The sequence below is a fragment of the Micromonospora sp. NPDC002389 genome, assembly GCF_040296095.1.
In the GTDB taxonomy this organism is placed as follows: Bacteria; Actinomycetota; Actinomycetes; order Mycobacteriales; family Micromonosporaceae; genus Micromonospora.
Genome location: NZ_JBEOWP010000001.1, coordinates 363644 through 387628 on the forward strand (window position 1 = coordinate 363644; position 23985 = coordinate 387628).

The 23985-nt window shown below is 71.0% G+C and carries 19 protein-coding genes and 1 pseudogene; 7 read left to right on the plus strand and 13 right to left on the minus strand.

Features of this window, described 5'->3' with window-relative positions; translation table 11 throughout:
• Positions 1-373: 373 nt before the first annotated feature.
• Entirely contained in the window at positions 374-778 is a 405-nt protein-coding gene (icmB, locus tag ABT008_RS01650) for a coenzyme B12-dependent isobutyryl CoA mutase small subunit (protein WP_350692734.1), read from the minus strand.
• 424 nt (positions 779-1202) lie between these two features.
• On the opposite strand from icmB, the gene ABT008_RS01655 reads away from it, so the two are divergent.
• Positions 1203-1916, plus strand: coding sequence for a M23 family metallopeptidase (locus ABT008_RS01655; RefSeq protein ID WP_350692736.1), 714 nt, complete (start codon positions 1203-1205; stop codon positions 1914-1916).
• Positions 1917-2192: 276 nt separating this feature from the next.
• A complete protein-coding gene (locus ABT008_RS01660) occupies positions 2193-2993 on the plus strand; it encodes a M23 family metallopeptidase (protein WP_350692738.1) in 801 nt (266 codons plus the stop codon).
• 54 nt (positions 2994-3047) lie between these two features.
• Here ABT008_RS01660 and pcrA read toward each other — a convergent pair whose 3' ends face one another.
• Positions 3048-5441 (minus strand): DNA helicase PcrA, encoded by a 2394-nt coding sequence (pcrA, locus tag ABT008_RS01665; RefSeq protein ID WP_350692740.1) that lies wholly within the window; start codon positions 5439-5441, stop codon positions 3048-3050.
• 320 nt (positions 5442-5761) lie between these two features.
• Between pcrA and ABT008_RS01670 the strand changes: the two genes are divergently transcribed.
• Positions 5762-6130: a chorismate mutase gene (locus ABT008_RS01670; RefSeq protein ID WP_350692742.1), complete on the plus strand. Its 369-nt coding sequence runs from the start codon at positions 5762-5764 to the stop codon at positions 6128-6130.
• Between the two features lie 192 nt (positions 6131-6322).
• Here ABT008_RS01670 and ABT008_RS01675 read toward each other — a convergent pair whose 3' ends face one another.
• The 7 genes from ABT008_RS01675 to ABT008_RS01705 form a co-directional block, all read right to left on the minus strand.
• A complete protein-coding gene (locus ABT008_RS01675; RefSeq protein WP_350692744.1) occupies positions 6323-7333 on the minus strand; it encodes an ABC transporter ATP-binding protein in 1011 nt (336 codons plus the stop codon).
• Entirely contained in the window at positions 7326-8363 is a 1038-nt protein-coding gene (locus tag ABT008_RS01680) for an ABC transporter ATP-binding protein (protein ID WP_350692746.1), read from the minus strand. Before ABT008_RS01680 ends, ABT008_RS01675 begins: the two co-directional genes overlap by 8 nt.
• A 32-nt stretch (positions 8364-8395) precedes the next feature.
• Positions 8396-9334, minus strand: coding sequence for an ABC transporter permease (locus ABT008_RS01685; RefSeq protein WP_350692748.1), 939 nt, complete (start codon positions 9332-9334; stop codon positions 8396-8398).
• 157 nt (positions 9335-9491) lie between these two features.
• The gene (locus tag ABT008_RS01690) at positions 9492-10502 is read right to left on the minus strand and encodes an ABC transporter permease (protein WP_131053632.1); all 1011 of its coding nucleotides are present in this window, start codon (positions 10500-10502) and stop codon (positions 9492-9494) included.
• A gap of 100 nt (positions 10503-10602) precedes the next feature.
• Positions 10603-12240 carry a peptide ABC transporter substrate-binding protein gene (locus tag ABT008_RS01695; RefSeq protein ID WP_350692750.1) on the minus strand — a complete coding sequence of 546 codons (1638 nt, stop codon included), beginning with the start codon at positions 12238-12240 and terminating at the stop codon, positions 10603-10605.
• A gap of 375 nt (positions 12241-12615) precedes the next feature.
• Complete coding sequence (locus ABT008_RS01700; RefSeq protein ID WP_350692752.1) at positions 12616-13302, minus strand: response regulator; 687 nt, start codon at positions 13300-13302, stop codon at positions 12616-12618.
• Positions 13299-14567 carry a PspC domain-containing protein gene (locus ABT008_RS01705; protein WP_350693169.1) on the minus strand — a complete coding sequence of 423 codons (1269 nt, stop codon included), beginning with the start codon at positions 14565-14567 and terminating at the stop codon, positions 13299-13301. The genes ABT008_RS01700 and ABT008_RS01705 overlap by 4 nt, the downstream gene beginning before the upstream one ends.
• A gap of 170 nt (positions 14568-14737) precedes the next feature.
• Between ABT008_RS01705 and ABT008_RS01710 the strand changes: the two genes are divergently transcribed.
• From ABT008_RS01710 to ABT008_RS01720, 3 genes and pseudogenes are all read left to right on the plus strand, one after another.
• Positions 14738-16495 (plus strand): PspC domain-containing protein, encoded by a 1758-nt coding sequence (locus ABT008_RS01710; RefSeq protein WP_350692754.1) that lies wholly within the window; start codon positions 14738-14740, stop codon positions 16493-16495.
• Positions 16492-16674: pseudogene (locus tag ABT008_RS01715) on the plus strand (hypothetical protein); the annotation flags it as partial. The gene ABT008_RS01710 and the pseudogene ABT008_RS01715, both read left to right, overlap by 4 nt.
• Before the next feature lie 497 nt (positions 16675-17171).
• On the plus strand, positions 17172-18419 hold the full coding sequence (locus tag ABT008_RS01720) for a phosphatidylserine decarboxylase (RefSeq protein ID WP_350692756.1): 1248 nt from the start codon (positions 17172-17174) through the stop codon (positions 18417-18419).
• A 67-nt stretch (positions 18420-18486) separates the two neighbouring features.
• On the opposite strand, the gene ABT008_RS01725 is transcribed toward ABT008_RS01720, so the two are convergent.
• The 3 genes from ABT008_RS01725 to ABT008_RS01735 all read right to left on the minus strand — a co-directional run bounded on the left by ABT008_RS01725 (position 18487) and on the right by ABT008_RS01735 (position 21680).
• Positions 18487-19401 (minus strand): CDP-alcohol phosphatidyltransferase family protein, encoded by a 915-nt coding sequence (locus ABT008_RS01725; protein ID WP_350693171.1) that lies wholly within the window; start codon positions 19399-19401, stop codon positions 18487-18489.
• A 364-nt stretch (positions 19402-19765) separates the two neighbouring features.
• On the minus strand, positions 19766-20671 hold the full coding sequence (locus ABT008_RS01730) for an NUDIX hydrolase (protein ID WP_350692757.1): 906 nt from the start codon (positions 20669-20671) through the stop codon (positions 19766-19768).
• 61 nt (positions 20672-20732) lie between these two features.
• A complete protein-coding gene (locus ABT008_RS01735; protein WP_350692758.1) occupies positions 20733-21680 on the minus strand; it encodes an NUDIX domain-containing protein in 948 nt (315 codons plus the stop codon).
• Positions 21681-21824: 144 nt separating this feature from the next.
• Here ABT008_RS01735 and ABT008_RS30430 point away from each other — a divergent pair, with 144 nt between their 5' ends.
• Positions 21825-22418 carry a PspC domain-containing protein gene (locus ABT008_RS30430; protein WP_502890317.1) on the plus strand — a complete coding sequence of 198 codons (594 nt, stop codon included), beginning with the start codon at positions 21825-21827 and terminating at the stop codon, positions 22416-22418.
• Between the two features lie 4 nt (positions 22419-22422).
• Here the strand turns inward: ABT008_RS30430 and guaA are convergent, their stop codons facing one another.
• Positions 22423-23979, minus strand: a complete 1557-nt coding sequence (gene guaA / locus ABT008_RS01745; protein ID WP_350692760.1) for a glutamine-hydrolyzing GMP synthase — start codon at positions 23977-23979, stop codon at positions 22423-22425.
• Between the last annotated feature and the right edge of the window lie 6 nt (positions 23980-23985).

Consider the following 23985-nt stretch of genomic DNA (forward strand, 5'->3'; position numbering starts at 1 on the left):
CGATGTCGGCACGGGCGGCAACCGAGCGGGTGCGGGGTGTGCGGTAATCCACAGCCACCACCGACGCTGCGTCACCGGCGTGCACCGCGCCGCAGCGGCCGCTCCGGTGTCACCCGTTCGAGCGATCTCGACGGGCCGGGCAGGGAACCCGGTGCCGGTCCGTAACCCGGTCGGCAGGGCCTCGTTGAGTCAGATGTCGGAGCGCTGAACGGCGCGAGGACGCAAGCGGCCGATGCCCTGTCGGTCGAGGGGTGGCGGCGGGGCATCGTGCATAGAGGGGCCGGACGTGTGAGGGGTGCGTCCGGCCCCTCCCCTTGCGCGCCTTTGCCGCGTCGATCCCCGTGCGCGCCCATTGGGTCCGCGCGTGTCGGGCTCAGCTCACCGGTTGGGCGACGTTGCTGCGGACCCACTCCACGATGGACTGGGTGGTCGCGCCCGGCGTGAAGATCTTGGCCACGCCGAGCTGCTCCAGCTCCGGGATGTCGGCGTCCGGGATGATGCCCCCGCCGAAGACCACGATGTCCCGGGCGTCGCGCTCGCCCAGCAGTTCGAGCACCCGGCGGAACAGTGTCATGTGCGCGCCGGAGAGCACGGAGAGGCCGACCGCGTCGGCGTCCTCCTGGATCGCGGTCTCCACGATCTGCTCCGGCGTCTGGTGCAGGCCGGTGTAGATGACCTCCATGCCGGCGTCCCGGAGAGCACGGGCCACCACCTTGGCCCCACGGTCGTGGCCGTCCAGGCCCGGCTTGGCGACGACGACCCGAACACGAGAGCTCATCTGCGCATCCCTTTCACCGGCTCCGGGGCTTTCACCTGAACGAACGGTAACCCGCGCCACCGAACTCGGGGAACCGGGGCCGGGACCCGGGGGCGGACCCGCCGCCACGACGACCTCACACAGAGGCATGACCAACCCGGTCCGGGTCAAGGAGGACGACTCCGCCGATCGGTCACGGTGTGCGACGAACGGACGATAACGAGGGCGGCCCTCCAGTGCCGCGAGCCATGACATTAATGGACGGAAAGGGACAGAAAGGTCCAACGAGTTCGGCGCTCCGGCTTGTGGGGCGACTGACGGTTGGCTACCGTGTCCACGGTTGTCATCAGGTTTGCGGACGGGTGACGACGCGACCAGCCGGCGGACGGATCACTGATCCGGACGGCGGCCGAACGCCTCGGAACCCCGACAACGGAGGGTGTGCGTGCGCCAGCGCCTGTCGTCTGAGCCCGATCGATATCGCGGTCGCCGCCGCGTACCCACCCCCCCGCGTAGCCGCTACGCCGCAGTCGTCACCACCGCCTTCGTCGGTGCCGGTGTGGTGGCACTGGGCGCCGGCGCACTGCCGGACGCCAAGAGCGTCGAACAGTCGGTTCTCGACGAGCTGAAGCAGGCAGCGGTCAGCAGCCAGGGTGCTGCCGAGCGCGCCGACGCCGCCGAGCGGTCCTCCCGGGACAGCCGGAGCGCTCCGGAGACCGTCGAGGACTCCGGCGTCTGGCTGCTGCCACTGCAGGGCTACGACTTCAACTCCCCCTACGGCATGCGGTGGGGCAAGCTGCACACCGGCATCGACCTGGTCGCGCCGGAGGGCACCCCGTACGTCTCGATCCACGAGGGCACCGTCACCAAGGCCGGCTGGTTCGGCGGGTACGGCAACGCCGTGATCGTGCAGCACCCCGACGGCAGCGAAGCGATCTACGGCCACTCCTCGGCCGTCAGCGTCCGCGAGGGCCAGCAGGTCAAGGCCGGCGACCAGCTCGGTCTGGTCGGCAACACCGGACACTCCTACGGGGTCCACCTGCACCTGGAGATCCATGTCAAGGGCAAGCCGCTCGACCCGGTGCCCTGGCTCCAGGAGCGCGGAGTGGACATCAAGCTGCAAGTCGAGGCAATTTACAGCGAGGTAGCGGAGTCCTGACACCCCGTTGCACCCGTTAACCGCCCGGATCGATCGATCCGGGCGGTTTCCTGTGTGCGCGCATATCAGAAAGTGTCCCAGGACACAGTCCGCATTGTGGCCGAGCGCACACCACGCCCGACCCCGCGACCCGGTCACCCGACGACAACCGAGGACAGAACCGGGCAGCGGCCCCGCCGCCATCGTTGCCCCACCGAACCCCCGGTACCCGACGCGCACCCGGCCGACACCAGGATTTCCAGGTCACGTACCCCTCGATCCAGTGAGGTCCGCCCCGTGCAGGACGACAGCTCCACCCCGAACCCCGAACTCCCCCACGCCCCCGCCCGGCACCGCCGCCGGATCGGCCGGCGCGGCCGTCGGCTGGCCGTCGGCGCGGTCGCCGTACTGGGACTCGGACTCGGTGGCGTCGTCGTGACCAATCTCGACGACAGCCCGACCCCGAGCCCCGTCTCACTCGACGCGCAGGCCAGCGCCGAAGCCGCCGCCCGGGCGGAGGCCGCCGACCGCGCCGACCGCTCGGCCCGCGAGTCGGCCGCCCCGGAGAGCCCGACGCCGACCCCGACGGCCAGTCCGTCCACGACACCCAGCGCGAGCCCGACCGCGAAACCCCGTCCGACGGCGACCAAGGCCAGCAAGGCCGCCACGAAGACCACCACGAGCGCGGCACCGAAGCCCGACTGGGTCATCCCGATGGCCGGCGCCGCCATCACCTCGTGCTACGGCCCCCGCTGGGGCACGCTGCACGCCGGTATCGACTTCGCGCTGCCCGCCGGCACACCGGTGCGGGCCGCCTCCAAAGGCACCGTCACGAAGGCCGGCGACGTCGGTGACGGATACGGCATCTCGGTCGTCATCGACCACGGCAACGGCTACCTCACCCACTACGCCCACCTGAGCACCACCCGGGTGAGCGTGGGCGAGAAGGTCAGCACCGGGCAGACCATCGGTCTGGAGGGCTCCACCGGCGACTCCACCGGGCCGCACCTGCACTTCGAGGTGCACCAGGGTCAGATGTGGAACCAGATCGACCCGGCGCCGTTCCTGCGCGCACGCGGCATCGACGTGGCGTGCTGACCTGACGCCCAGCGTCCGGCGCACCGGCCCACCCCGGGCCGGTGCGCCGACCCGTCAGATCTTCTCGATCGGGGCGTGCCGCAGCACCAGCCACAACGTCTGGTCGCCGAAGTCGATCTGTGCGCGGGCACCCGGACCGTGGCCCTCCACCGTCACCACCCGACCGAGTCCGTACCGCTGGTGGTTGACCCGGTCCCCGGCGGAGACCTTGGGGCCCTGCGGCAGCTCGCTCGCGGTGGCCAGCCGACTGCCGTCCACGCCGAGCTTGCGGGCCAACTGGACCGCGCGGGGCGTACCGCCGGTGAAGCTGCCGCCCACCCGGTCCGCGCGACCGCCCACGCCGCCGCCACCGCCGCCCCAGGAGGTGTACGACCCCTCGGTGCGCTCCCAGCGGACCAGCTCGGTCGGCAACTCCTCCAGGAACCGCGACGGCGGGTTGTACGCCGGCTGCCCCCACGCCGACCGGGTCACCGCCCGGGACAGGTAGAGGCGCTGCCGGGCCCGGGTGATGCCCACGTACGCCAGCCGCCGTTCCTCCTCCAGCTCCCGGGTGTCGCCCAGCGAGCGCAGGTGCGGGAAGACGCCGTCCTCCAGGCCGGTCAGGAAGACCACCGGGAACTCCAGCCCCTTGGCGGTGTGCAGGGTCATCAGCGTGACCACGCCCTGGTGCTCGGGATCGTCGGCGGGGATCTGGTCAGCGTCGGCCACCAGGGCCACCTGCTCCAGGAAACCGGCCAGCGTTGCCCGCTCCCCCTCCGCGCCGGTCGCCTCGATCCGTTCGGTGTACTCCCGGGCCACACTGACCAGTTCCTGGAGGTTGTCCACCCGGCCCGCGTCCTGCGGGTCCAGGCTCTCCTCCAACTCGGTCAGGTAGCCCGAGCGGGTCAGCACCGCCTCCAGCACCTCCTCGGGGGTGCCGTCGACGGCCACCTCCCGGGCGGAGTCGAGCAGCGCGACGAAGTCGGCGATGCCGTTGGCCGCGCGGGTGGAGATGCCCGGCGCGTCCTTGGCCCGGCGCAACGCGGCACCGAAGGAGATGCGGTCCCGGCTGGACAGTGCCTCCACGCACGCCTCGGCCCGGTCACCGATGCCCCGCCGGGGCGTGTTCAGGATCCGGCGCAGACTCACCGTGTCGTCGTCGTTGACCACCGCGCGCAGGTAGGCCAACGCGTCGCGGACCTCCTTGCGCTCGTAGAAGCGCACCCCGCCGACGACCTTGTACGGCAGGCCGACCCGGATGAACACCTCCTCGAAGACGCGGGACTGCGCGTTGGTGCGGTAGAAGACCGCCACGTCGCCCGGCCGGGTCTCGTCGGCGTCGACCAGCCGGTCGATCTCCCGACCCACCCAGTCGGCCTCGGCGTGCTCGGTGTCGGCGACGTACCCGACGATCTGCTCGCCCGCCCCGGCGTCGCTCCACAGCCGCTTCGGCTTGCGCGAGGTGTTGCGGTCGATCACCGCGTTGGCCGCGTTCAGAATGGTCTGGGTGGAGCGGTAGTTCTGCTCCAGCAGGATGGTGCGGGCGTCGCCGAAGTCGCGTTCGAACTCCAGGATGTTGCGGATCGTCGCGCCCCGGAAGGCGTAGATCGACTGGTCCGCGTCACCGACCACGCACAGCTCCGCCGGCGCCAGCCCCTCCGTGCCGGAGACCAACTCCTTGATCAGCACGTACTGCGCGTGGTTGGTGTCCTGGTACTCGTCGACCAGCACGTGCCGGAACCGGCGGCGATAGGTCTCGGCGACGTGCGGGTGCGACTGGAGCAGGTGCACCGTCGTCATGATCAGATCGTCGAAGTCCAGCGCGTGCGCCTCGCGCAGCCGTCGCTGGTACAGCGTGTACGCCTCGGCCAGCGCCCGCTCGTTCGGCCCCGACGCCCGGTCGGCGAAGGTCTCCGGATCGACCAGCTCGTTCTTGAGATTGGAGACCTGGGCCGCCAGACCCCGCGCCGGGTAGCGCTTCGGGTCCAGGTCGAGCTCGCGGGTGACCATCTGCATCAACCGGCGGGAGTCGTCCGCGTCGTAGATCGAGAAGGTCGACTTGAGCCCGGCGTGCTCGTGCTCGGCGCGCAGGATCCGTACGCAGGCGGAGTGGAACGTGGAGACCCACATCAGCCGCGCTCGCGGACCGACCAGGGCGGCCACCCGTTCCTTCATCTCACCGGCGGCCTTGTTGGTGAAGGTGATCGCGATGATCTCGCCGGGGTGCACGTCCCGCGCGGCGAGCAGGTACGCGATCCGGTGGGTCAGGACCCGGGTCTTGCCGGAACCGGCACCGGCGACGATCAACAGCGGTGAGCCGGCATGGGTGACCGCGTCCCGCTGGGGGCCGTTGAGGCCCTCCACCAACTCGGACGGGTCGAGGCGGCCGGAAGCCGGCCGGCGCGGCGGCAGCGCCCGGTCGGGCTCGGGCGCGGACGGGGACGCGGGGATGTCGAAGAGAGGATGCATCGCAGGGCGAGTCTATGCCGCCGCCCCGACATCCCCGCCCCACGCCGCCGCCCGGTGTAAGGAAGGGCCCCCTACTAACGCCTCGTGCATAGGAAGGGTCCCTTCCTAACCGGTTTCCTTGCGCGGCGACGGCTGCTGCGGGCATACTCGACGGCGTGTTCGACCAGCGCTTCTACTTTTACTACGGCCCCGGGAGTCCGGCAGCCGTAGGTCGCGCCTGATCGACAAGACCTACGAAAAGCCCCGGGCTCTCGGAGTCCGGGGCTTTTGTCGTCCCGGGATCCGGGCACCGGGCACCACACCGTGAGAGGTACCCGAAGATGACAGACGTGATGGAGCAGAACGGCGTCTCAGGCGAGTCCGGCACGGCCCCGAACGGCACCGGCGCGGAGGGCAGCACCAGCCCCGGCGCGGACACCCCGGGCACCGGGACCGCGGAACCGGGCGCCGCCGCCCGCATCGCCGAGATCCGGGTACGGATCGACGAGATCGACCGCACGATCGTCGAGCTGTGGCAGGAGCGGGCCGCCCTGTCCCGCGAGGTCGGCGCGACCCGGATGGCCTCCGGCGGCACCCGGCTGGTGCTCTCCCGGGAACAGGAGATCCTGGAGCGCTTCCGGGTCGCCCTCGGCGCCGACGGCACCCAGTTGGCGCTGCTGCTGCTGCGGGCCGGTCGCGGCCCGCTCTGACCCGGGCGGGTCGATCGGAGTGGCACACCGGGGATCCCGGCCGTCCGGCGCCAAGGCAGTCCGGGCACGGCGGCTTGGACGCGGACCGGGGCGCCGGCCGCTGGTGACGGCCGACGCCCCGAATCACTGAGGAGGCACTACCTTCACCGCCGCTCCCGGTTTGGATGACCGGCCACGACGGCGTCTGCGTGGCTACTCCGTCGCGTGCACCACGTCGCGTACCTCGGCGAAGTGGCAGGCGCTCGGGTGGCCGGACTTGTCCCTGATCTGCAGCAGTGGCTCCTCTTCCGCGCAGACGTCCTGGGCCTTCCAGCAGCGGGTGCGGAACCGGCAGCCGGACGGCGGGTTGGCCGGCGACGGCACGTCGCCGGTCAGGACGATCTGGTCACGGTGCCCACGCAGCTTCGGGTCCGGCACCGGCACCGCCGACAGCAGCGCCTGGGTGTACGGATGCGTGGGCGTCTCGTAGATCTGGTCCTCGGTGCCGATCTCGACGATCTTGCCGAGGTACATCACCGCGACCCGGTCGGCGATGTGCCGCACCACGGACAGGTCGTGGGCGATGAAGATGTACGACAGACCCAGCTCGTTCTGGAGCTTTTCCAGCAGGTTGATCACCTGTGCCTGGATGGAGACGTCCAGCGCCGAGACCGGCTCGTCGCAGAGGATGATCTCCGGGTTGAGCGCCAGCGCCCGGGCGATGCCGATACGCTGCCGCTGGCCGCCGGAGAACTGGTGCGGATAGCGGTTGATGTGGTCGGGGTTCAGACCGACCAGCTCCAGCAGCTCCTGCACCTTGGGCCGGCGCTGGCCCTTCGGCACCACGTCCGGGTGCACCTCGAACGGCTCGCCGATGATGTCGCCGACGGTCATTCGCGGGTTCAGCGAGGTGTACGGGTCCTGCATCACCAGCTGGATGTTCCGCCGGCCCCGACGCCGTGCCTCGGCACCGACCTTGGCCATGTTCTTGCCCTGCACGAACAGGTCACCGGAGGTCGGCGTCTCCAGACCGACGAGCAGCCGGGCCAACGTCGACTTGCCGCAACCGGACTCGCCCACGATGCCGAGGGTCTCGCCGCGCCGCAGCTCCAGGTTGATCCCGTCGACCGCGCGGACCGCGCCGATCTGCTTCTTGAAGACGATGCCCCGGGTGAGCGGGAAGTGCTTGACCAGGTCGCGGGTCTCCAACACCACGTCACTCATCGCCCTTGACCTCCTTCCAGAAGTGGCACGCAGCCGTCCGGCTCGGCGACACCTGGTACAGCGGCGGCGCCGGGTCCTGCTTGCAGACGTCCTGGGTGTACCGGCACCGGGGGTTGAAGGCGCATCCGCGCGGGATGTTGGTCAGCGCCGGGGGCAGACCCTTGATGGCGCTGAGCTCCTGGCCCTTGAGGTCCAGTCGCGGGATCGACTCCAACAGACCCTTGGTGTACGGGTGGGCCGGGCTGGCGTAGATGTCGTTCACGCCGGCTTCCTCGATGACCCGACCGGCGTACATGACGGAGATCCGGTCCGCCACGTCGGCCACCACACCCATGTCGTGGGTGATCAGCACCAGCGCCATGTTCCGTTCCCGCTGGAGCTCGGCGAGCAGGGCCATGATCTGGGCCTGCACGGTCACGTCCAGCGCGGTGGTCGGCTCGTCCGCGATCAGCACCTCGGGGTCGAGCGCCAGCGCCATCGCGATCATCACGCGCTGCCGCATACCACCGGAGAACTGGTGCGGGTAGTCGTTCACCCGCTGCTGCGCCGCCGGGATCTTGACCAGGTCGAGCAGTTCGACAGCCCGGGCCTTGGCGGCCTGGCGGGACATGCCCCGGTGCTTGCGGAACAGCTCAGCGAGCTGGAACCCGACGGTGAATACCGGGTTCAGCGCGGAGAGCGCGTCCTGGAAGATCATCGCGATCCGGTTCGCGCGCACCTTACGGCGCTCGGACTCCGGCAGCTTGAGCAGGTCGACACCCCGGTACAGGATCTCCCCACCGGTGATGAACCCGGGCGGGCTGTCCAGGATGCCCATGATCGCCTGAGCGGTCACGCTCTTGCCGCAGCCCGACTCACCGAGGATCGCTCGGGTCTCGCCGGCCCGCACGTCGAAGCTCACCCCGTTGACCGCGCGCGCCACGCCGTTACGGGTACGGAACTCCACCTGCAGGTTCTTGACCTGAAGTGGCAACGCGTTCGGGTCGAGGCCCGGCAGCGCGTCCAGTTTGACGTTCACATCACTGCTCATGCCGACACTCCGCTCGGCTCACTCATTCGGAATCACCGGAACTTCGGGTCGAGGGCGTCACGCAGTGCGTCACCCATCAGGATGAAGGACAGCACCGTGCCGACCAGCAGACCACAGGGGAAGAGCAGCAGCCACGGGTCCTCCAGGAAGTAGACCTGGTGCACCGAGATCATGATGCCCCACGACTGCGCCGGCGGCTGGAGCCCGACACCGAGGAAGGTCAGCGTGGCCTCCGCGGCGACGAACGAACCGAGCACGATGGTGGCGTACACCAGCATCGGGGCGATCGCGTTCGGCAGGATGTGCCGGAACATCAGCCGCGAGTTGCGGGCACCGACCGCCTTGGCCGCGTGTACGTAGTCCAGGTCCTTCGAGGAGATGACGCTGCCTCGGGTGATCCGGGCGATGGTCGGCCAGGCGAGCAGGAACAGCACGAGGGTCAGCGTCCAGATGTTCTGCCGCTTGATGACCGTGAGGAACACGATCGCGCCGAGCAGGAACGGCAGCGACAGGACGATGTCCATCACCCGGGAGATGATCGCGTCGACCCAGCCGCCGTAGTAGCCGGCGAGCAGGCCGAGTACGCCGCCGACCAGCACGATGCCACCGGTCGCCATGACCGCGATGACCATCGACGGCCGTGCGCCGTAGATCGCGTGCGAGTAGTAGTCGCAGCCCAGGATGTCGTACCCGAACGGGTGCTCCCAACTGGGCGAGATCCGGGACCGGTCGGTGTTGCAGGCCCGCGGGTCCTGGCTGGTCCACAGCTTCGGGAAGGCCGCCATCGAGCCCACCACGAGGATGTACAGGAAGGCGATCACGAAAACCGGGTCGCGCAGCAACTGCCGGCGGGCGTCCGCCCAGAGACTGGCGCTGCGCTCCTTGCCACCGACCGGCGCATCGGTCGTGGGACCGTCGCCGCCCACCGGTGCCCCGCCGACGGCGGCGCCCGCGCTACTCAGGTCACTCATGCCGACGCTCCGCTTCGCTGCGCGCCGCCATGAGGCACCAACACACTGAGCCTGATGATTCGCTCGCTACGCTCACTCATGTCCACACCTCGTTTCGCTCCACCGGCACCCGGGAGCGGTCGGAAGATCCTGCGTCGGCATCGTCACCACGGTCCGGTCACTCATAACGGATCCTCGGGTCGAGCACGGCGTACAGGAGGTCGACCAGCAGGTTGGCGATCAGGACGACCAGCACCAGCATGGTCACCACGCCGATCACCACCGAGGACTCCCCGGTACGCGCGGACATCGTCACCAGCCGGCCGATACCCGGCACGTTGAAGATGGTCTCGGTGACCACCGCGCCGGCCATCGCAGCGCCGATGTCGACGCCCAGGAAGGTGATCACGGGGATCAGCGAGTTACGCAGCGTGTGCACACCGATGACGCGCTTGGTGGTCAGGCCCTTGGCCTTCGCCGTCCGGACGTAGTCGGCCCGGATGTTCTCCATGATGCTGGTCCGGGTGAGCCGGGCGGTGACCGCCAGCGACGTCGCACCGAGCACCATGCCCGGGATGATCAGACTCGCCCAGGGATAGTCGGGTTTGAAGCCGGGACTGAACATGCCGGTGGAGATCACGTCGGGGATCCAGCTCTGGCCGCGCAGCACGTTGCCGAACTTGACGCCGACGAACTCCCGCACGATCAGGCCGAGCACGAAGATCGGCACCGAGATGACGAAGACCGTGCTGATCTTCACCGTGTAGTCGGCGAAGCTGCCGCCGCGCAGACCGGCGAGCACACCGGCGGCGATACCCACGACCGCCTCGAAGACGATGGCGATGAGCAGCAGCTTGAGCGTGAACGGAATGGCGTCCGCCACCAGGTCGGTGACCTCACGCTGGCGCAGGTTGATGCCGAAGTCGAAGTTCAGGAAGATGCCCTGCAGCCGATCCAGGAACATCCCGAAGCAGGGGTTGCCCTTCTGGTCGAGGCAGGGGTCACCGTAGCCGAGTCGCTCGGTGATCGCCTCCAGCAGCGCGGGCGGCGGCGTCCGGTCCCCGAACAGCGCCCGGACCGGGTTCCCGCTGAACTGGATCGCCAGTGAAGTCAGGTAGTGGAGCAGGAACATGGTGCCCAGCACGGTGGGGATGAACTGGAGCAACCGTCGAATGACGTAGCGCCCCATGTCGGGGTCTCCTCTCGGCGCTGACGTGGCGGCAACGATCACCCTGGTGGGGAGACCGTTGCCGCCACGTCGTGTTACGGCAGGATCAGGCGGTTGAAGCTCAGTTCTGCTTCAGCGAAATCGCTGCGTAGTCGGCGTCCGAGACGGAGTTCCAGACGAACTGGTCGACGTTCTCGCTGTAAAGGGCACCAACCTTGTTGAACCACATCGGGATGACCGGCAGGTCCTCACCGACGAAGTCCTCCGCCTTCTGGTAGGACGGGATCGCGGCCTGGATCGAGTCGGCCGAGTCACCCTCCTTCATGGCGGCGTCGAACTCGGGGTTGCTGTAGGTCGAGTTGTTGCTGCCCGAGCCCGTGGCGTACAGCGGGTAGAGGAAGGTCTCCATGAACGGGTAGTCCGGACCCCAGCCGAGGCGGAACCCACCGGTGAACTTCTTCTGGTCGGCGGTCTCCAGGTACTCGGCGAACTGCAGGTTCACCCGCAGCTCGTAGTCGATACCCAGGGCCTCCTTGATCTGGTCACCGACCGCCTGCAGCCACTGGTCGTGGCCGGCACCGGCGTTGGCCCACAGGATCAGCTTCTCACCGGCCGGCCAGCCGCCGGCCTCGGCGAGCAGCTGCTTGGCCTTCTCGACGTCCTTCTTGGCGTACGGCGTGACGTTCTCCCGCGCACCCTCGAAGGTCGGGGCGACGAAGCCGGTGGCCGGGGTGAACCGGCCGTCGAAGACGGCGTCGATGATCGACTGGCGGTCGATCGACAGCGAGAGCGCCTGGCGGACCCGCTTGTCCTTGAAGTTGTCCTGGTACAGCGGCATGCCGACGTAGGTGAAGCTGTCACCCGGCTGCTCGTACATCCGGTCGGCGTAGGTGGCCTTGGCCTCCTTGTACCGGGCCGGCGGCACGGTGTACAGCACGTCCAGCTCGCCGGCCTGGAAGGCGGCGTAACCGGCGTCGATGTCGGCGAAGATCCGGTACTCGATGCGGTCCGGCTTGCCGGGCTCGCCCTTCCAGCTCTCGCTGCGGACCACGTTGATCGCGACGTTGTGCTGCCAGCTGCCGTCGATCTTGTACGGGCCGTTACCGATCGGCTTCTCGTTGCAGGCCGCGATGTCGGCGATGCAGGCCTCGGCCATCGGGAAGAAGCCCGGGTAGCCGATCGTGGTCGGGAAGCCGGAGAACGGGGCCTCCAGCTCGACGGTGAAGGTCAGGTCGTCGACCTTCTTCAGGCCGGACAGCTCCTTGGCCTTCGGCTCCGGGGCCTTCTGCGGGCCGTCGCCGTCCGGGTCGGTGGACTGGACGTCCTTGATACCGGCGATCCGCTTCATGAAGTAGCCGTTGTTCTGGGCGTTCGGGCTGTAGGCCGCGAAGTTCCAGGAACGGATGAAGGCGTCGGCGTTGACCGGCTCACCGTTGTCGAAGGTGTAGCCGTCCTTGATCTTGATCGTCCAGAGCTTCTGGTCGTCCGAGTCGACCGACTCGGCCAGGTCCATCTCGACCGCAGCGCTCTCGGCGTTGTACTTGACCAGACCACGGAAGAGCGAACGGATCACGTACAGCGACGGCTCGTCGTCACCGCCGGAGGGCGTCAGGAACGCCGGCTCCGCGTTGTAGACGCGCAACGTACCGCCGGCCTGGCCGCTCGATTCGCTGTCGTTGTCGCTACCACCGCCACAGGCGGTGGCCAACATGGCGGTGGCGGTCGCCGCGACCGCCACCTTCAGGAATTTCCCGCGCATGGGAGTGCCTCCTCAGGGCGCTCGGCTCACGAGGGGGTTGTGAGGTGCCTGCCACTGTGACACCCGATGCGCCCAAGCCGAAAGGCGTGTTATCAACCCGATACCCGCCCGGGACGGCCTCGACATCGACCCGGAGCCCCGTCCACGCCGCCCGACAGGCATGCTATGAGCTGCCCGTCAACGGCTTTTTCGCGCCCGAATGGCCGATTGCCGGCGCGGCCGGAGCACCCCGAAGCATCGACCAGGAAACCTGAGGTGAATCCCGCCACGTCGCCCCGAATCCTAACCGAAAGGACGATGCCGATTCCAGACAGGAGACCGAATCAGTTCCTCGGGTGATCGTCTGCCCGAGGGCCCGGACGAGCCCCCGTCCGCTCACACCAACCGGCGGTCGGCGGCCCAGCGGGACAGCTCGTAGCGGTTGGACATCTGGAGCTTGCGCAACACGTTGGAGACGTGGGTCTCGACCGTCTTGATCGAGATGTACAACTCCCGGGCGATCTCCTTGTACGCGTACCCCCGGGCCAGCAGCCGCAGCACCTCGCGCTCGCGGTTGGTGAGCTGGTCCAGCTCGGGGTCGGCGACCGGGGCGTCGGGGCGTGCCGCGAAGGCGTCCAGCACGAACCCGGCCAGCCGGGGGCTGAACACGGCGTCGCCGTCGGCCACCCGTCGGATCGCCGCAGCCAGCTCGTCCGGCGAGATGGTCTTGGTGACGTAGCCCCGGGCACCGGCCCGGATCAGCCCGATCACATCCTCGGCGGCGTCGGAGACGCTGAGCGCCAGGAACCGCACCTGCGGGTGGCTGCGCCGCATCGCCTCCAGCACCGCACGACCGCCCCCGTCGGGCATGTGTACGTCGAGCAGCACCACGTCCGGTTCGGTGGCCGCGATCCGGCTGACCGCCTCGGACACCGTGCTCGCCTCGCCCACCACCTCGACGTGCGCGCCCAGCTCGGCGCGTACCCCGGCGCGGAACATGGCGTGGTCGTCGACCAGGAACACGCGCAGCCGCTCGGGTCCGGCTCCCGTCGGCTCGGCCGCTGGCGTCGACTGCTCGGTCATGATCTGTCCCTTTCCGCCGTGGCCGAGTCCCGACTGATCGGCAGGATCAGTCGCACCTCGGTCCCCTCCCCCGGCCCGGAGCGGATCTCCGCCCGGCCGCCGTGTCGCTTCATCCGCCCGATGATCGAGCCCCGTACACCGTGCCGGTGATCCTCCACGGTATCCGGATCGAAGCCCGCCCCCCGGTCCCGTACGAAGACGCTGACCTGGTCGGGTTCCACCTCGGCATAGAGCGAGACGGTCTGCACCCCGGCGTGCCGGGCGGCGTTCACCAGCGCCTCCCGGGCCGCGGCGACGATCGCGCCGACCCGTTCGTCGGTGTCCCGGTCACCGACCACCACCGTCTCCACGGTGATCGCGAAGGTGTCCTCGACCTCGGCGGCGGCCTGCTCCAACGCGGCGGCGAACCGTTCGGTGGGCGAGGCGGTGGGCTTGTAGAGCCAGTTCCGCAGCGAGCGCTCCTGGCCCCGGGCCAGCCGCTGGACGGCCTTCACGTCACTGGCGTTGCGCTGGATCAGCGCGAGGGTGTGCAGCACCTGGTCGTGCACCATGGCCGCCAGCTCGGCCCGTTCCTGTTCCCGGATGCGTCCCTCGCGCTCGGAGCGGAGCTGGTTCCACGTCCGCCAGAGCACCGGCGCGGCCACCACCCCGACACCGGCCAGGCCGACCAGCGCGAAGATCACGCCGTTGATCACCGCGTCGAGGTTCTGCGCCGGGGAGTACACGGCGGCGACGCCGATGATGCCGACGGCGACCAGCACCCCACCGCCGACGAAACGGAGCACGAAGGCCCGCCGGTCGCTCTCCTCCACCACCGCGCCGAGCCACGGCACCGGCAGCGACTCGCCCCACTGCCGCCGCCGCTCGGGGGTGGACTGGTGCCAGATCACGCCGGCCCCGACCGCGATGATCGCGACCAGCCAGCCGGCGGTGCCCGCGGCACCCACCGAATCGAAGAGCATCATCTGGACCAGCAGGACACCGAGCCCGATCGCCACGAACGGCAGCAACTGCCCGAACTCCCGCCGGGGCGGCACGGCGGTGTCTCCCGGACGCAGCGGCACGACGGCCCAGAAGGCGGCATAGAGCAGCAGGCCGAGCCCGCTCAGCCCGAGCAGCACCATGAAGGCGACCCGGACCCGGAGCACCGGGACGCCGAGGTGCTCGGCGATGCCGGTAGCCACCCCGGCGGCCATCCGGTGCTCCGGGGCGCGATAGAGGCGCGGTGGCCCACTGACGGTGCTGATCACGTACTCCCTGGTCAGGACGGCTCGCGCCGGAGAAGGACGGTGCAGCGGCGCTGGTCCGATCGTCACACGCGCGGTGGTCGGCCGACCACGGGGACGCCCCGGACATCACCGGCCCACCGATCTCAGGGTGGGGTCAGGGTCGTCTCCGGAGGTCGCTCGGGTCCGCCGCGCAGCAGTATCGAGACATGACCGACGACGCTGCTCAGCCGCACCGGCCCGGGCCCACGGAGAAGGCACCGGGGCACGACGTCCCGGCGCCGGACGCGTCCGGACCACCGGGGGCCGTCCAGGACGGTCCCGACACCCCGGCCGCCGCGCCGGACGGTTCCGGCACCTCGGCCGCACCGCCCCCGGCGGGGGGAACGGCCTGGGACGCGACGCCTCCGCCGGTCGGCACGCCACCACCCGCCGGGCCGGGGGGGCCGGGCGGGTCAGGCGGGTACGGCGAGTCGGCGTACCCCGGTGGCCCGTCGGCCGCCCCACCACCCGGGGGGACCGGCGCGCCGCCGCCGTCGGACGGCCCCTGGTCGCACTTCGGCGGCGCCGGATTCACCTCGCGCTACGGGTTGGTCCGTCCCCGCGACGGCCGCTACCTGGCCGGGGTGTGTGCCGCCGTCGGTCGCGCCACCAACACCGACCCGGTGCTCTGGCGGGTGCTGCTCGCGGTGCTCGGCTTCTTCGGCGGCATCGGCATCCTGCTCTACGTCGCCGCCTGGTTGATCATTCCGGGCGAGGGTGACACCGCCTCACCGGTCGAGTCCATGCTCGGTCGGGGTCGGTCCAGCATGTCCCCGGTGACCGTGATCGTGCTCAGCATCCTGGTCGCGATCAGCTTCGGCTTCATCGTCACCGACGCCTTCCGCGCGGTGCTGCTCGGCGCGGCGATCCTGGTCGGCGGCGCCCTGCTGCTCAACCGTCACCAGCAGCGCAGCCCGCAGCCGGCGGGCGGTCCGGGTGGGGCACCGGCGCCACCTGCCGGACCACCCGGCCCGGTGCCACCGGTGAGCTATCCCGGTCCGGCCGGGTATCCACCGCCGGCCGGCGGGTTCGGCCGCACCGTACCGGCGTTCGCCGCGCCGGCCGCCTTCCACGCGCCCCCGCCGCCGCCCGCAGCGGCACCCGGTGCGGCCGGGCAGACCGAGGAGCCGACGCGGTACCTGCCGCCGACACCCCCGTGGCCGTCCATGGGCGCTCCGACGCCACTGGTGGTGCCGCCGACCGTGCCGCCGCACTCGCCGACCTACCGTGCCCCGTTCGCCCCGCACGGCCCGTACGCCGGGCAGACCCCGGCGGCACCGCCGCCGCCCGGGCCCAAGCCACCGAAGAAGCCCCGCGAACGCTCCGCCCTCGGTGCGGTGACCTTCTCGCTGATCTTCGTCGCACTGGGTGTGGTGGGCATCCTCGACCTGCTCGACGTCTTCCACGTCGGCGCGTCGGCGTACTTCGCGGCGGTGCTCGCCGTGATCGCCCTGGGCCTGCTCGTGGGCACCTGGTTCGGCCGGGCCCGCTGGCTCATCGCCCTCGGTCTGGTGGCCTCCGCCGCGCTGGCGGTGGCCACGGTCGCCGAGTCGTACGACCGGGTCCGTGGGGTGGACGGCACCGTGACCTGGGCACCGACCGACCACCGCGAGCTCGCGGTGCGGTACGAGCAGAGCTTCTCCGACGCGGTGCTCGACCTGCGCGGGGTCGACTTCGACCAGAAGGACACCGAGATCACCGTGGTCATCAACTTCGGCGAGGCCACCGTGGTCGTTCCGCCGAACGTGGACGTGACGGCCAACGCGCATGTCACCGCCGGTGACGCCAACGTCTTCGGCCAGCGTGCCGGCGGCCTGGACAACCGGCTCACGGAGATCGTCGACCTCGGCGCGGACGGTGCCGGTGGCGGCAAGCTCCGCCTCAACCTGCAGATCAACGCCGGACACATGGAGGTGACCCGGTGAGGGTGCATCGCACGGACCTGGTGTCGTTCGCCTTCGGGCTGCTCTTCCTCCTGCTCGCCGCCTGGTGGCTGCTGGCCCAGGTGCTCGGCCTGGTCCTGCCGCCGGTGGGCTGGTTCCTGGCCGGCGGGCTGATCCTGATCGGTGTGCTCGGCCTGGTCGGCGCGCTGCGGTCCAGCCGGCACAGCTCGGCGGCGGACGAGGCCACCGCGACCGACCCGGCCGGACTGTCGGCCGGCGACCCGGACGCCGCTCCGGGCGCATCGTCGGCGACCGACCCGGACTCGCCGACGGCCTTCACGCCGACCGACCTCGACGCGCCGACGCCCTTCCGGGCGGCCGACCCCGACGCACCGACGGGCACCTGGCCGGACCTGGCCGACGACCGGACCACCGGGGCGGCGTCGGACCGGACCGGGCCGGACGACCAGACCCTCGATCTCCCCCACCCCGACGACACGTCGTCCCGGTCGCCACGGGGGCCCGCCGCCTGACCATGCGACGCTTGTCGTCAGCGGCCTATGCTGGCCGGTGTGCTCCCGCCTCCGTCGGCCGGTCCACGCCGCAGGGCGTCCTGCGCTGGCCGCCGGCTCGCGCGGGCCGTCCGTGGCGGGATCGGCCCCGCCGCTGGCGGTGATCTCGCGACAGTCGCCTCTACCTCGTCAGGAGCCCGTTCGACATGACCCAGTCCCCCGCCGTGCGTGTCCCCGGGCGGTCCGGTCCGGTCCGCCTCGGCGAGCGTGCCGCCCGTACCCTCGTCGCCGAGTTCGCTCGGATCAACGACCCGAAGGCCGCCCTGCTGGTGGGTGCCGCCCCGGAGTCCGCTGTGCTGGCCGCGGCGATCGACGCGCTGCTGCCCGGCGACACCCTCACCCTGGTGCCCACCGAGCGGGTCAGCGCGTCGGCGCTGCGGGAACACGTCACCGCCCAGGGGCGCTGGGTCGCCGACCGGGTCCGCGTGGTGGACACCCTCACCGAGGCCGAGCCCGCCACCGTGGTCGTCGCCGGTGAGCCGTTCGTCGGCACCGCGGACGAGACCCGGAGCGCCGTCGAGGAGCTGACCAAGTACCTCGCCGACGGCGGAGTGCTGACCGTCTCCACGGCGGTCGCCCGGACCGCCGGCGCCGCCGCCGAGCTGGAGCGGCAGGGCGCACTGCACGGCGTCGGTGCCGACCTGGTGCTGCGCAACTCGCCGCCGGTACGCGTCTACCGGCTGCGCTTCACGCCGGCCGACGCCGCGTCGGCGGAGCGCCTCGCCCCCGCCTACCGGCCGTCGAGCGTGCCGCTGACCCGCGACATGCACATCGACTCCAACGGCGTGGCCGCCGCCGGCATCGCCCTCGGACTGGCCGCCCTGACCCGCGTGGCCCGGCCGAAGTCGAAGCTCTGGCTGCTGCCCGCGCTGGCCGCCGTACCCGTGGCCGCCTTCTTCCGCGACCCGCAGCGGGACGTGCCGGAGGACCCGTCGTCCGTGGTTGCCGCCGCCGACGGTGAGGTGCTGTCGGTGCAGCGCCTGCACGACGAGCGCTTCGGCGACGGCGAGTTCCTGCGGGTCGCCGTCTTCCTCTCGGTGCTCGACGTGCACGTCAACCGCGCACCGGTGGCGGGCAAGGTGGTGGACTACTTCGTCGCCGACGGCGGGTTCGTCAACGCGATGAAGCCGGACGCCGAGCACAACGTGGCCGCGTACACGGTGCTGGACACCGCGCACGGCACCGTCGTGGTGGCCCAGCGGACCGGGCTGATCGCGCGGCGGATCGTGCAGCGGGCGCCGATCGGTGCGCTGCTGGCCCGGGGCGAGCGGTTCGGCCTGATCCGGTTCGGCTCGCGTACCGATGTCTACCTGCCGGCAGATGCCGCCGAGCCGCTGGTCGGACCGGGCGACAAGGTCGTCGGCGGGGCGAGCGTCATCGCCCGCTGGCGCTGACCGACGACAGACAGGGGCGCCGCAGTCTTTACGACTGCGGCGCCCCTGTTCGTGAGGTCGATCAGGATCAGATGGTGCGACGCTGCCGGAGCCAGAGCACCGGGCCGCTGACCAGGTAACCCACCACGATCAGCCCGAACGTGACCCGGATGTCGATCAGCGCGCCGAGCACCGGGGCCACCCAGATCCACGGCGGCAGCTTGACCAGCCGCGCGAGCTTGGCGTAGGGGAAGCTGCTGACCATGGTGAAGGCGAGCAGCGCCACCCCGGCGACCTGCACCACACCCGGCACCGGCAGGCCGATCACGACCATCAGGGCGAGTACGGCAGCCGCCATGGTGGTCGGCACGCCACAGAAGAAGCGGCCGTCCTTGGGCGAGACGTTGAAGCGGGCCAGCCGGATCGCGGCGCACGCCGCGACCAGTGCGGCGGCCACCCCGGCGGCGGCCGTCGGCACCTCACCGGCGAGCGAGGCGTAGACCACCACCGGCGCGGCGAGACCGAACGAGCACATGTCGGCGAGCGAGTCCATCTGCGCGCCGAAGGGGCTGGAGACCCCGAGCTTGCGGGCCAACGCGCCGTCCAGGCCGTCGAAGGCGACGCAGGCGATGAGCAGCAGGGCGGCCAGTTGTACGTCGCCGCGCATGGCGACGAAGATCGCGTTGATGCCCAGCACCAGGCTGGCCAGTGTGCAGGCGTTGACCAGGGCGAACTTCATCCGCCGGGCCATCGTCCGCTCGCCGGGGAGCAGCGGGATCGGTGTCTCGACGCTCTCCTGGACCGGAGCCGGCACGACGGCGGGGCTGACCGGGGCGATTGTCTCGATCCGGGTGCGGTGGAACCGCTGCAGGCCGTACCGGCGACGCGGGCGGTCCTGGTACCTCGGCTCGGGCAGCACGTCAGCCGTGCCGCCCCCCTCCACACCTCGACGACCGACGCGGACCAACAGGACCTGGCGGGCAAGACTGCCGCTGCGGCGCAGCGGGCCCGTCCAGTTGCGTCCGGCGGGACGCGGGCTGTCAGTGGTACGACGCCGGCGCCATGGGGCTCTCGGCACGCTTCCTCCATCACCGGATCGTTGGCCGCCATTTGGGGCCTGCGTCCGGCTCTCTCGTGCCGGGTCTCTTCGACCCGGCAGCCGTTTTGCGGAGTACACCATTGCATAGGGGGACGGGGATTGGCGATAGCTACCGGCGGTACTTATATCTGCCTTAACCGCGCAAACCGCCGTCTTATTCCCATCCCGGGCTTCCTGCCCGTTTCTGGTGTCAGCCCTGCCTCGACTGTACCGGAGCCGGTCATCACCGGCCTGGCGAGCAGTGGCCCGGGCGGCGACGCGACGCGCGTCACACGAGCGCGTCGAACGCCCGGGAGGCGATCTCCGTCAACGGGAGTTCTCGCAGCTCAGGAACGGTGAACCAGGCGGAGTCGGCGGTCGAGCCGCCGGCCAGTTCGGTTACCGCCGCAACAGTCGGAAGGTCGACCAGCACCCGGTAGACGACGCGGATGCCGTGCCAGTCGAGCGGATAGCCCTCCGGACCCAGCGCGGCCGGATTGTGCAGATTGTCCACTACGATCAACTCGGTCACCCGACCCAGTTGTCCGGACTCCTCGACCAGTTCCCGTAGCAACGCGGTGACCGGCTGTTCGCCATGATCCGTACCGCCACCGGGCAGGTGCCAGCGGCCGGCACCCGGATAGCCGTCCGCGATCAACGACAGCAACACCCGACCCGCCGGGTCGGTGACCACGCCGTACGCCCCGAAACGCTGCCGACGGTGGGGCTCGGGAGGCGGGAAGGGCGCCGTCCGGCGCAGCGCCTGCGGCGGCAACGGGACCACCGGCAGACCGAGCGCCTCGGCGGTGAACGGCAGCAGCGGCAGCACGGACGCCTCGGCCGGGGTGAACCAGCGGGCGAGGTCGGTGCTGCCGACCCGCTCGGCGCGTAGCCGCCCGCCCAGCGGGGTCACGTCGAACAGCACCCGGTCGGTGTGCAGGGCCACCCCGAGGTCCGGGTACGGCGTCACGTCCGCGACCACCGCCCGCAGCCCCGTCACCTCGACGGTCAGGCCGGTCTCCTCGGCGACCTCGCGGACCACCGCGTCGGCGGGAGGCTCGGCGTGCTCCAGGCCGCCGCCGGGCAGCGACCACACCGCAGGGAAGTCCGCCTCAGCCGAGCCCCGCACCAGCAGCACCCGCCGCTCGGCGTCCCGCAGCACCCCGTACGCCCCGACCCGCCGCACCTGTTCCACGCCCCCGACCCTACGGCCTGTTCCGCCACCGCCAGGATCGTCGGGCGGGTGGCGTCAGGCGTCAGGTCAGTCGGGCCGCCTGCACGGCCTCCGCCGTGACCTCGGTAAGGCGGTCGGAGGGCAGGGCGCCCAACTCCTCCCGCGCGAACCAGCGGGCCTCACAGGTGGAACCACCGACGTCGGCGACGGTGGGCGGGGCGGGCTTGTCCACCACGACCCGGTAGAAGGCACGGACGCCGTGCCAGTCGATCGGATAGCCCTCCGGGCCGAGCGAGGCGGCGTCCCGGTGGCTGGCGACCCCGAGCAACTCGACCAGCCGCCCGTCCTGCCCGGTCTCCTCGACCAGTTCCCGGATCAGCGCGGCACCCGGCTGCTCGCCGTAGTCGGTGCCGCCGCCGGGCAGGTGCCAGCAGCCCGCACCCGGGTACCCGTCGGAGACCCGGGTCAGCAGCACCCGCCCGTCCGGGTCGGTGACGACGGCGTACGCGGCGAAGCGCTGCGCCCGGTGCAGCCCGTCCGGGCCGGGCACCGCATAGAAGGAGGGGAACTCCGGCGCCTCGTCGGGGACGATGTCCGCCGAGGAGGCGGGCAGCCCCAGCGCGCGGGCCGTGAAGGAACGCAGCGGCAGGTGCTGCGCCTCCTCCCGGGTGACCCAGCGGGCCAGGTCGGTCGGCCGGTCGACCCGGTCGGTCAACGAGCCGCCCCGGACCGAGACCCGATAGAGCAGCCGGTCGGTGTGGATGGTGATGCCCCGCTCGGGCAGGGCACGCATGTCGGCCAGGACGTCCTGGAGGCCGGCCACGGCCACCGACAGCCCGGTCTCGGCGGCCGTCTCGCGGACGACGGTGTGGTGGGGGTCCTCGCCGTGGTCGACAGCCCCGCCGGGCAGGGACCACGTGCCGGGTGTGCCGGAGCGCTCCGATGCGCGGACCAGCAACACTCGGTCAACCGAATCAGCACAGACTGCATATGCCGCGATCCTGCGCAGCGGCTCCAGCATGGTGGTCACGGAGCCAAATTCTCCCCGTGTCCGGTTACCGCAGCGGAAAAGAGTCGGATTCCTGACTGATCACTCGTCCCTGAGGGACAGGTCAGGGTAAGGCTCCGGGCCATCACCGAGGTCGATGAGCGCCGCGACGCGGACCGTGGAGTCATGACTTCCACATCGCAGGCTCCGTACAAGCAGTTGCGCCGCCCGACGACCGACCGGATGATCGCCGGTGTGGCCAGCGGCCTCGGCCGGTACTTCGCCGTCGACCCCACCCTGGTCCGCGTCGCCTTCGCCGTCGTCACGCTGCTGACCGGCGGGATCGCCGCGCTCGCGTACCCGGTCATGTGGTTCCTGATGCCCGAGGAGCCGGCCGGCGCGCCGGCCTGGCCGCACCCGTCGGGCGCGGCGCCCTACGCCGCACCGCCGCCCGGACCGGCCGGTGGTCCGCCGCACCCCGCCTGGCCCTTCCCGGGCCCCGGAGCGGCACCCACCGGCCCGGCACCCACCCCGCACGCGACGCCACCGGCCCCGCACACTCCGCACCCGACGGCTGTCCCGCAGGAGGCTCCGCACGCGGCGTCCGCCGCACCGGAGGCACCCCCGGCGGCTCCGCCCGCGTCGCCGACTCCGGACGTTCCGCAGTCGGCCACCGCCTCGCCGGGGCTGTCGACACCAGTCGCCGAACCGGGGCCGGAGGCCGGGCCGCAGCCGGCCCCCGGGACCTCGCCTCAGCCGCCGGAGAGACCGGCCGTCTGAGGCGTCACTCCCACTCGATGGTGCCCGGCGGCTTGCTGGTGACGTCCAGGACCACCCGGTTCACCTCGGCGACCTCGTTGGTGATCCGGGTGGAGATCCGGGCGATCACGTCGTAGGGCAGGCGGGACCAGTCGGCGGTCATCGCATCCTCGCTGGAGACCGGGCGCAGCACCACGGGGTGACCGTAGCTGCGCCCGTCGCCCTGTACGCCGACGCTGCGCACGTCAGCCAGCAGCACCACCGGGAACTGCCAGACGTCGCGGTCCAGCCCGGCGGCGCTGAGCTCCTCGCGGGCGATGAAGTCGGCCCGGCGCAGCAGGTCCAGCCGCTCCCGGTCGACCGCGCCGATGATCCGGATGGCCAGGCCAGGGCCGGGGAACGGCTGCCGCCAGACCATCGCCTCAGGCAGGCCGAGCTGGAGGCCGAGCGTGCGGACCTCGTCCTTGAACAGCGTGCGCAGCGGCTCGACCAGGGCGAACTTGAGGTCCTCGGGCAGCCCGCCGACGTTGTGGTGGCTCTTGATGTTGGCGGTGCCGGTGCCGCCGCCGGACTCGACCACGTCCGGATAGAGGGTGCCCTGCACCAGGAACTCGACGTCACCGTGCGCGGCGACCTCCCGAGCGGCGGCCTCGAAGACCCGGATGAACTCCCGGCCGATGATCTTGCGCTTCTGCTCCGGGTCGATCACCCCGGCCAGCGCGCCGAGGAACCGGTCTGCCGCGTCGACCACCTTGAGCTTGATGCCGGTGGCGGCGACGTAGTCCTTCTCGACCTGCTCGGCCTCGCCCGCGCGCAGCAGGCCGTGGTCGACGAAGACGCAGGTGAGCTGGTCACCGACGGCCCGGTGCACCAGCGCGGCGGCGACCGCGGAGTCCACCCCGCCGCTCAGACCGCAGATGACCTCCTTGTCGCCCACCTGCTCGCGGATCCGGGCCACCTGCTCGTCGATGATGTTCTCGGGAGTCCAGGTCGGCTCGATCTCGGCGATCTCGTAGAGGAAGCGGGTCAGCATCTCCTGCCCGTGCGCGGTGTGCCCCACCTCGGGGTGGAACTGCACACCGGCCCGCCGACCAGCGAGGTCCTCGAAGGCGGCGACCGGCGCACCGGCCGACTCGGCGGTCACCGTGAAACCCTCGGGCGCCTCGGTGACGCAGTCGCCGTGGCTCATCCAGACCGGCAGGTCGGCCGGCAGGTCGCGGAGCAGCACGCCCGGGTCGAGCAGGCGGGGCCGTAGCGGGGTGCCGCCGTACTCGCGGTTGCCGGTGCGGGCCACCGTGCCGCCGAGGGAGCGGGCCATCGCCTGGAACCCGTAGCAGATGCCGAAGACCGGCACACCGGTGTGGAACAACCCGTCGTCCACCTGCGGCGCGCCCGGCTCGTAGACGCTGGACGGGCCACCGGAGAGGATGATCGCGGCCGGATTCTTGGCCAGCATCTCGGCCACGGGCATGGTGTGCGGGACGATCTCGGAGTAGACCCTCGCCTCGCGTACCCGGCGGGCGATCAGTTGGGCGTACTGGGCACCGAAGTCGACCACGAGGACAGGACGCGGCAGGCTCATGTGCAC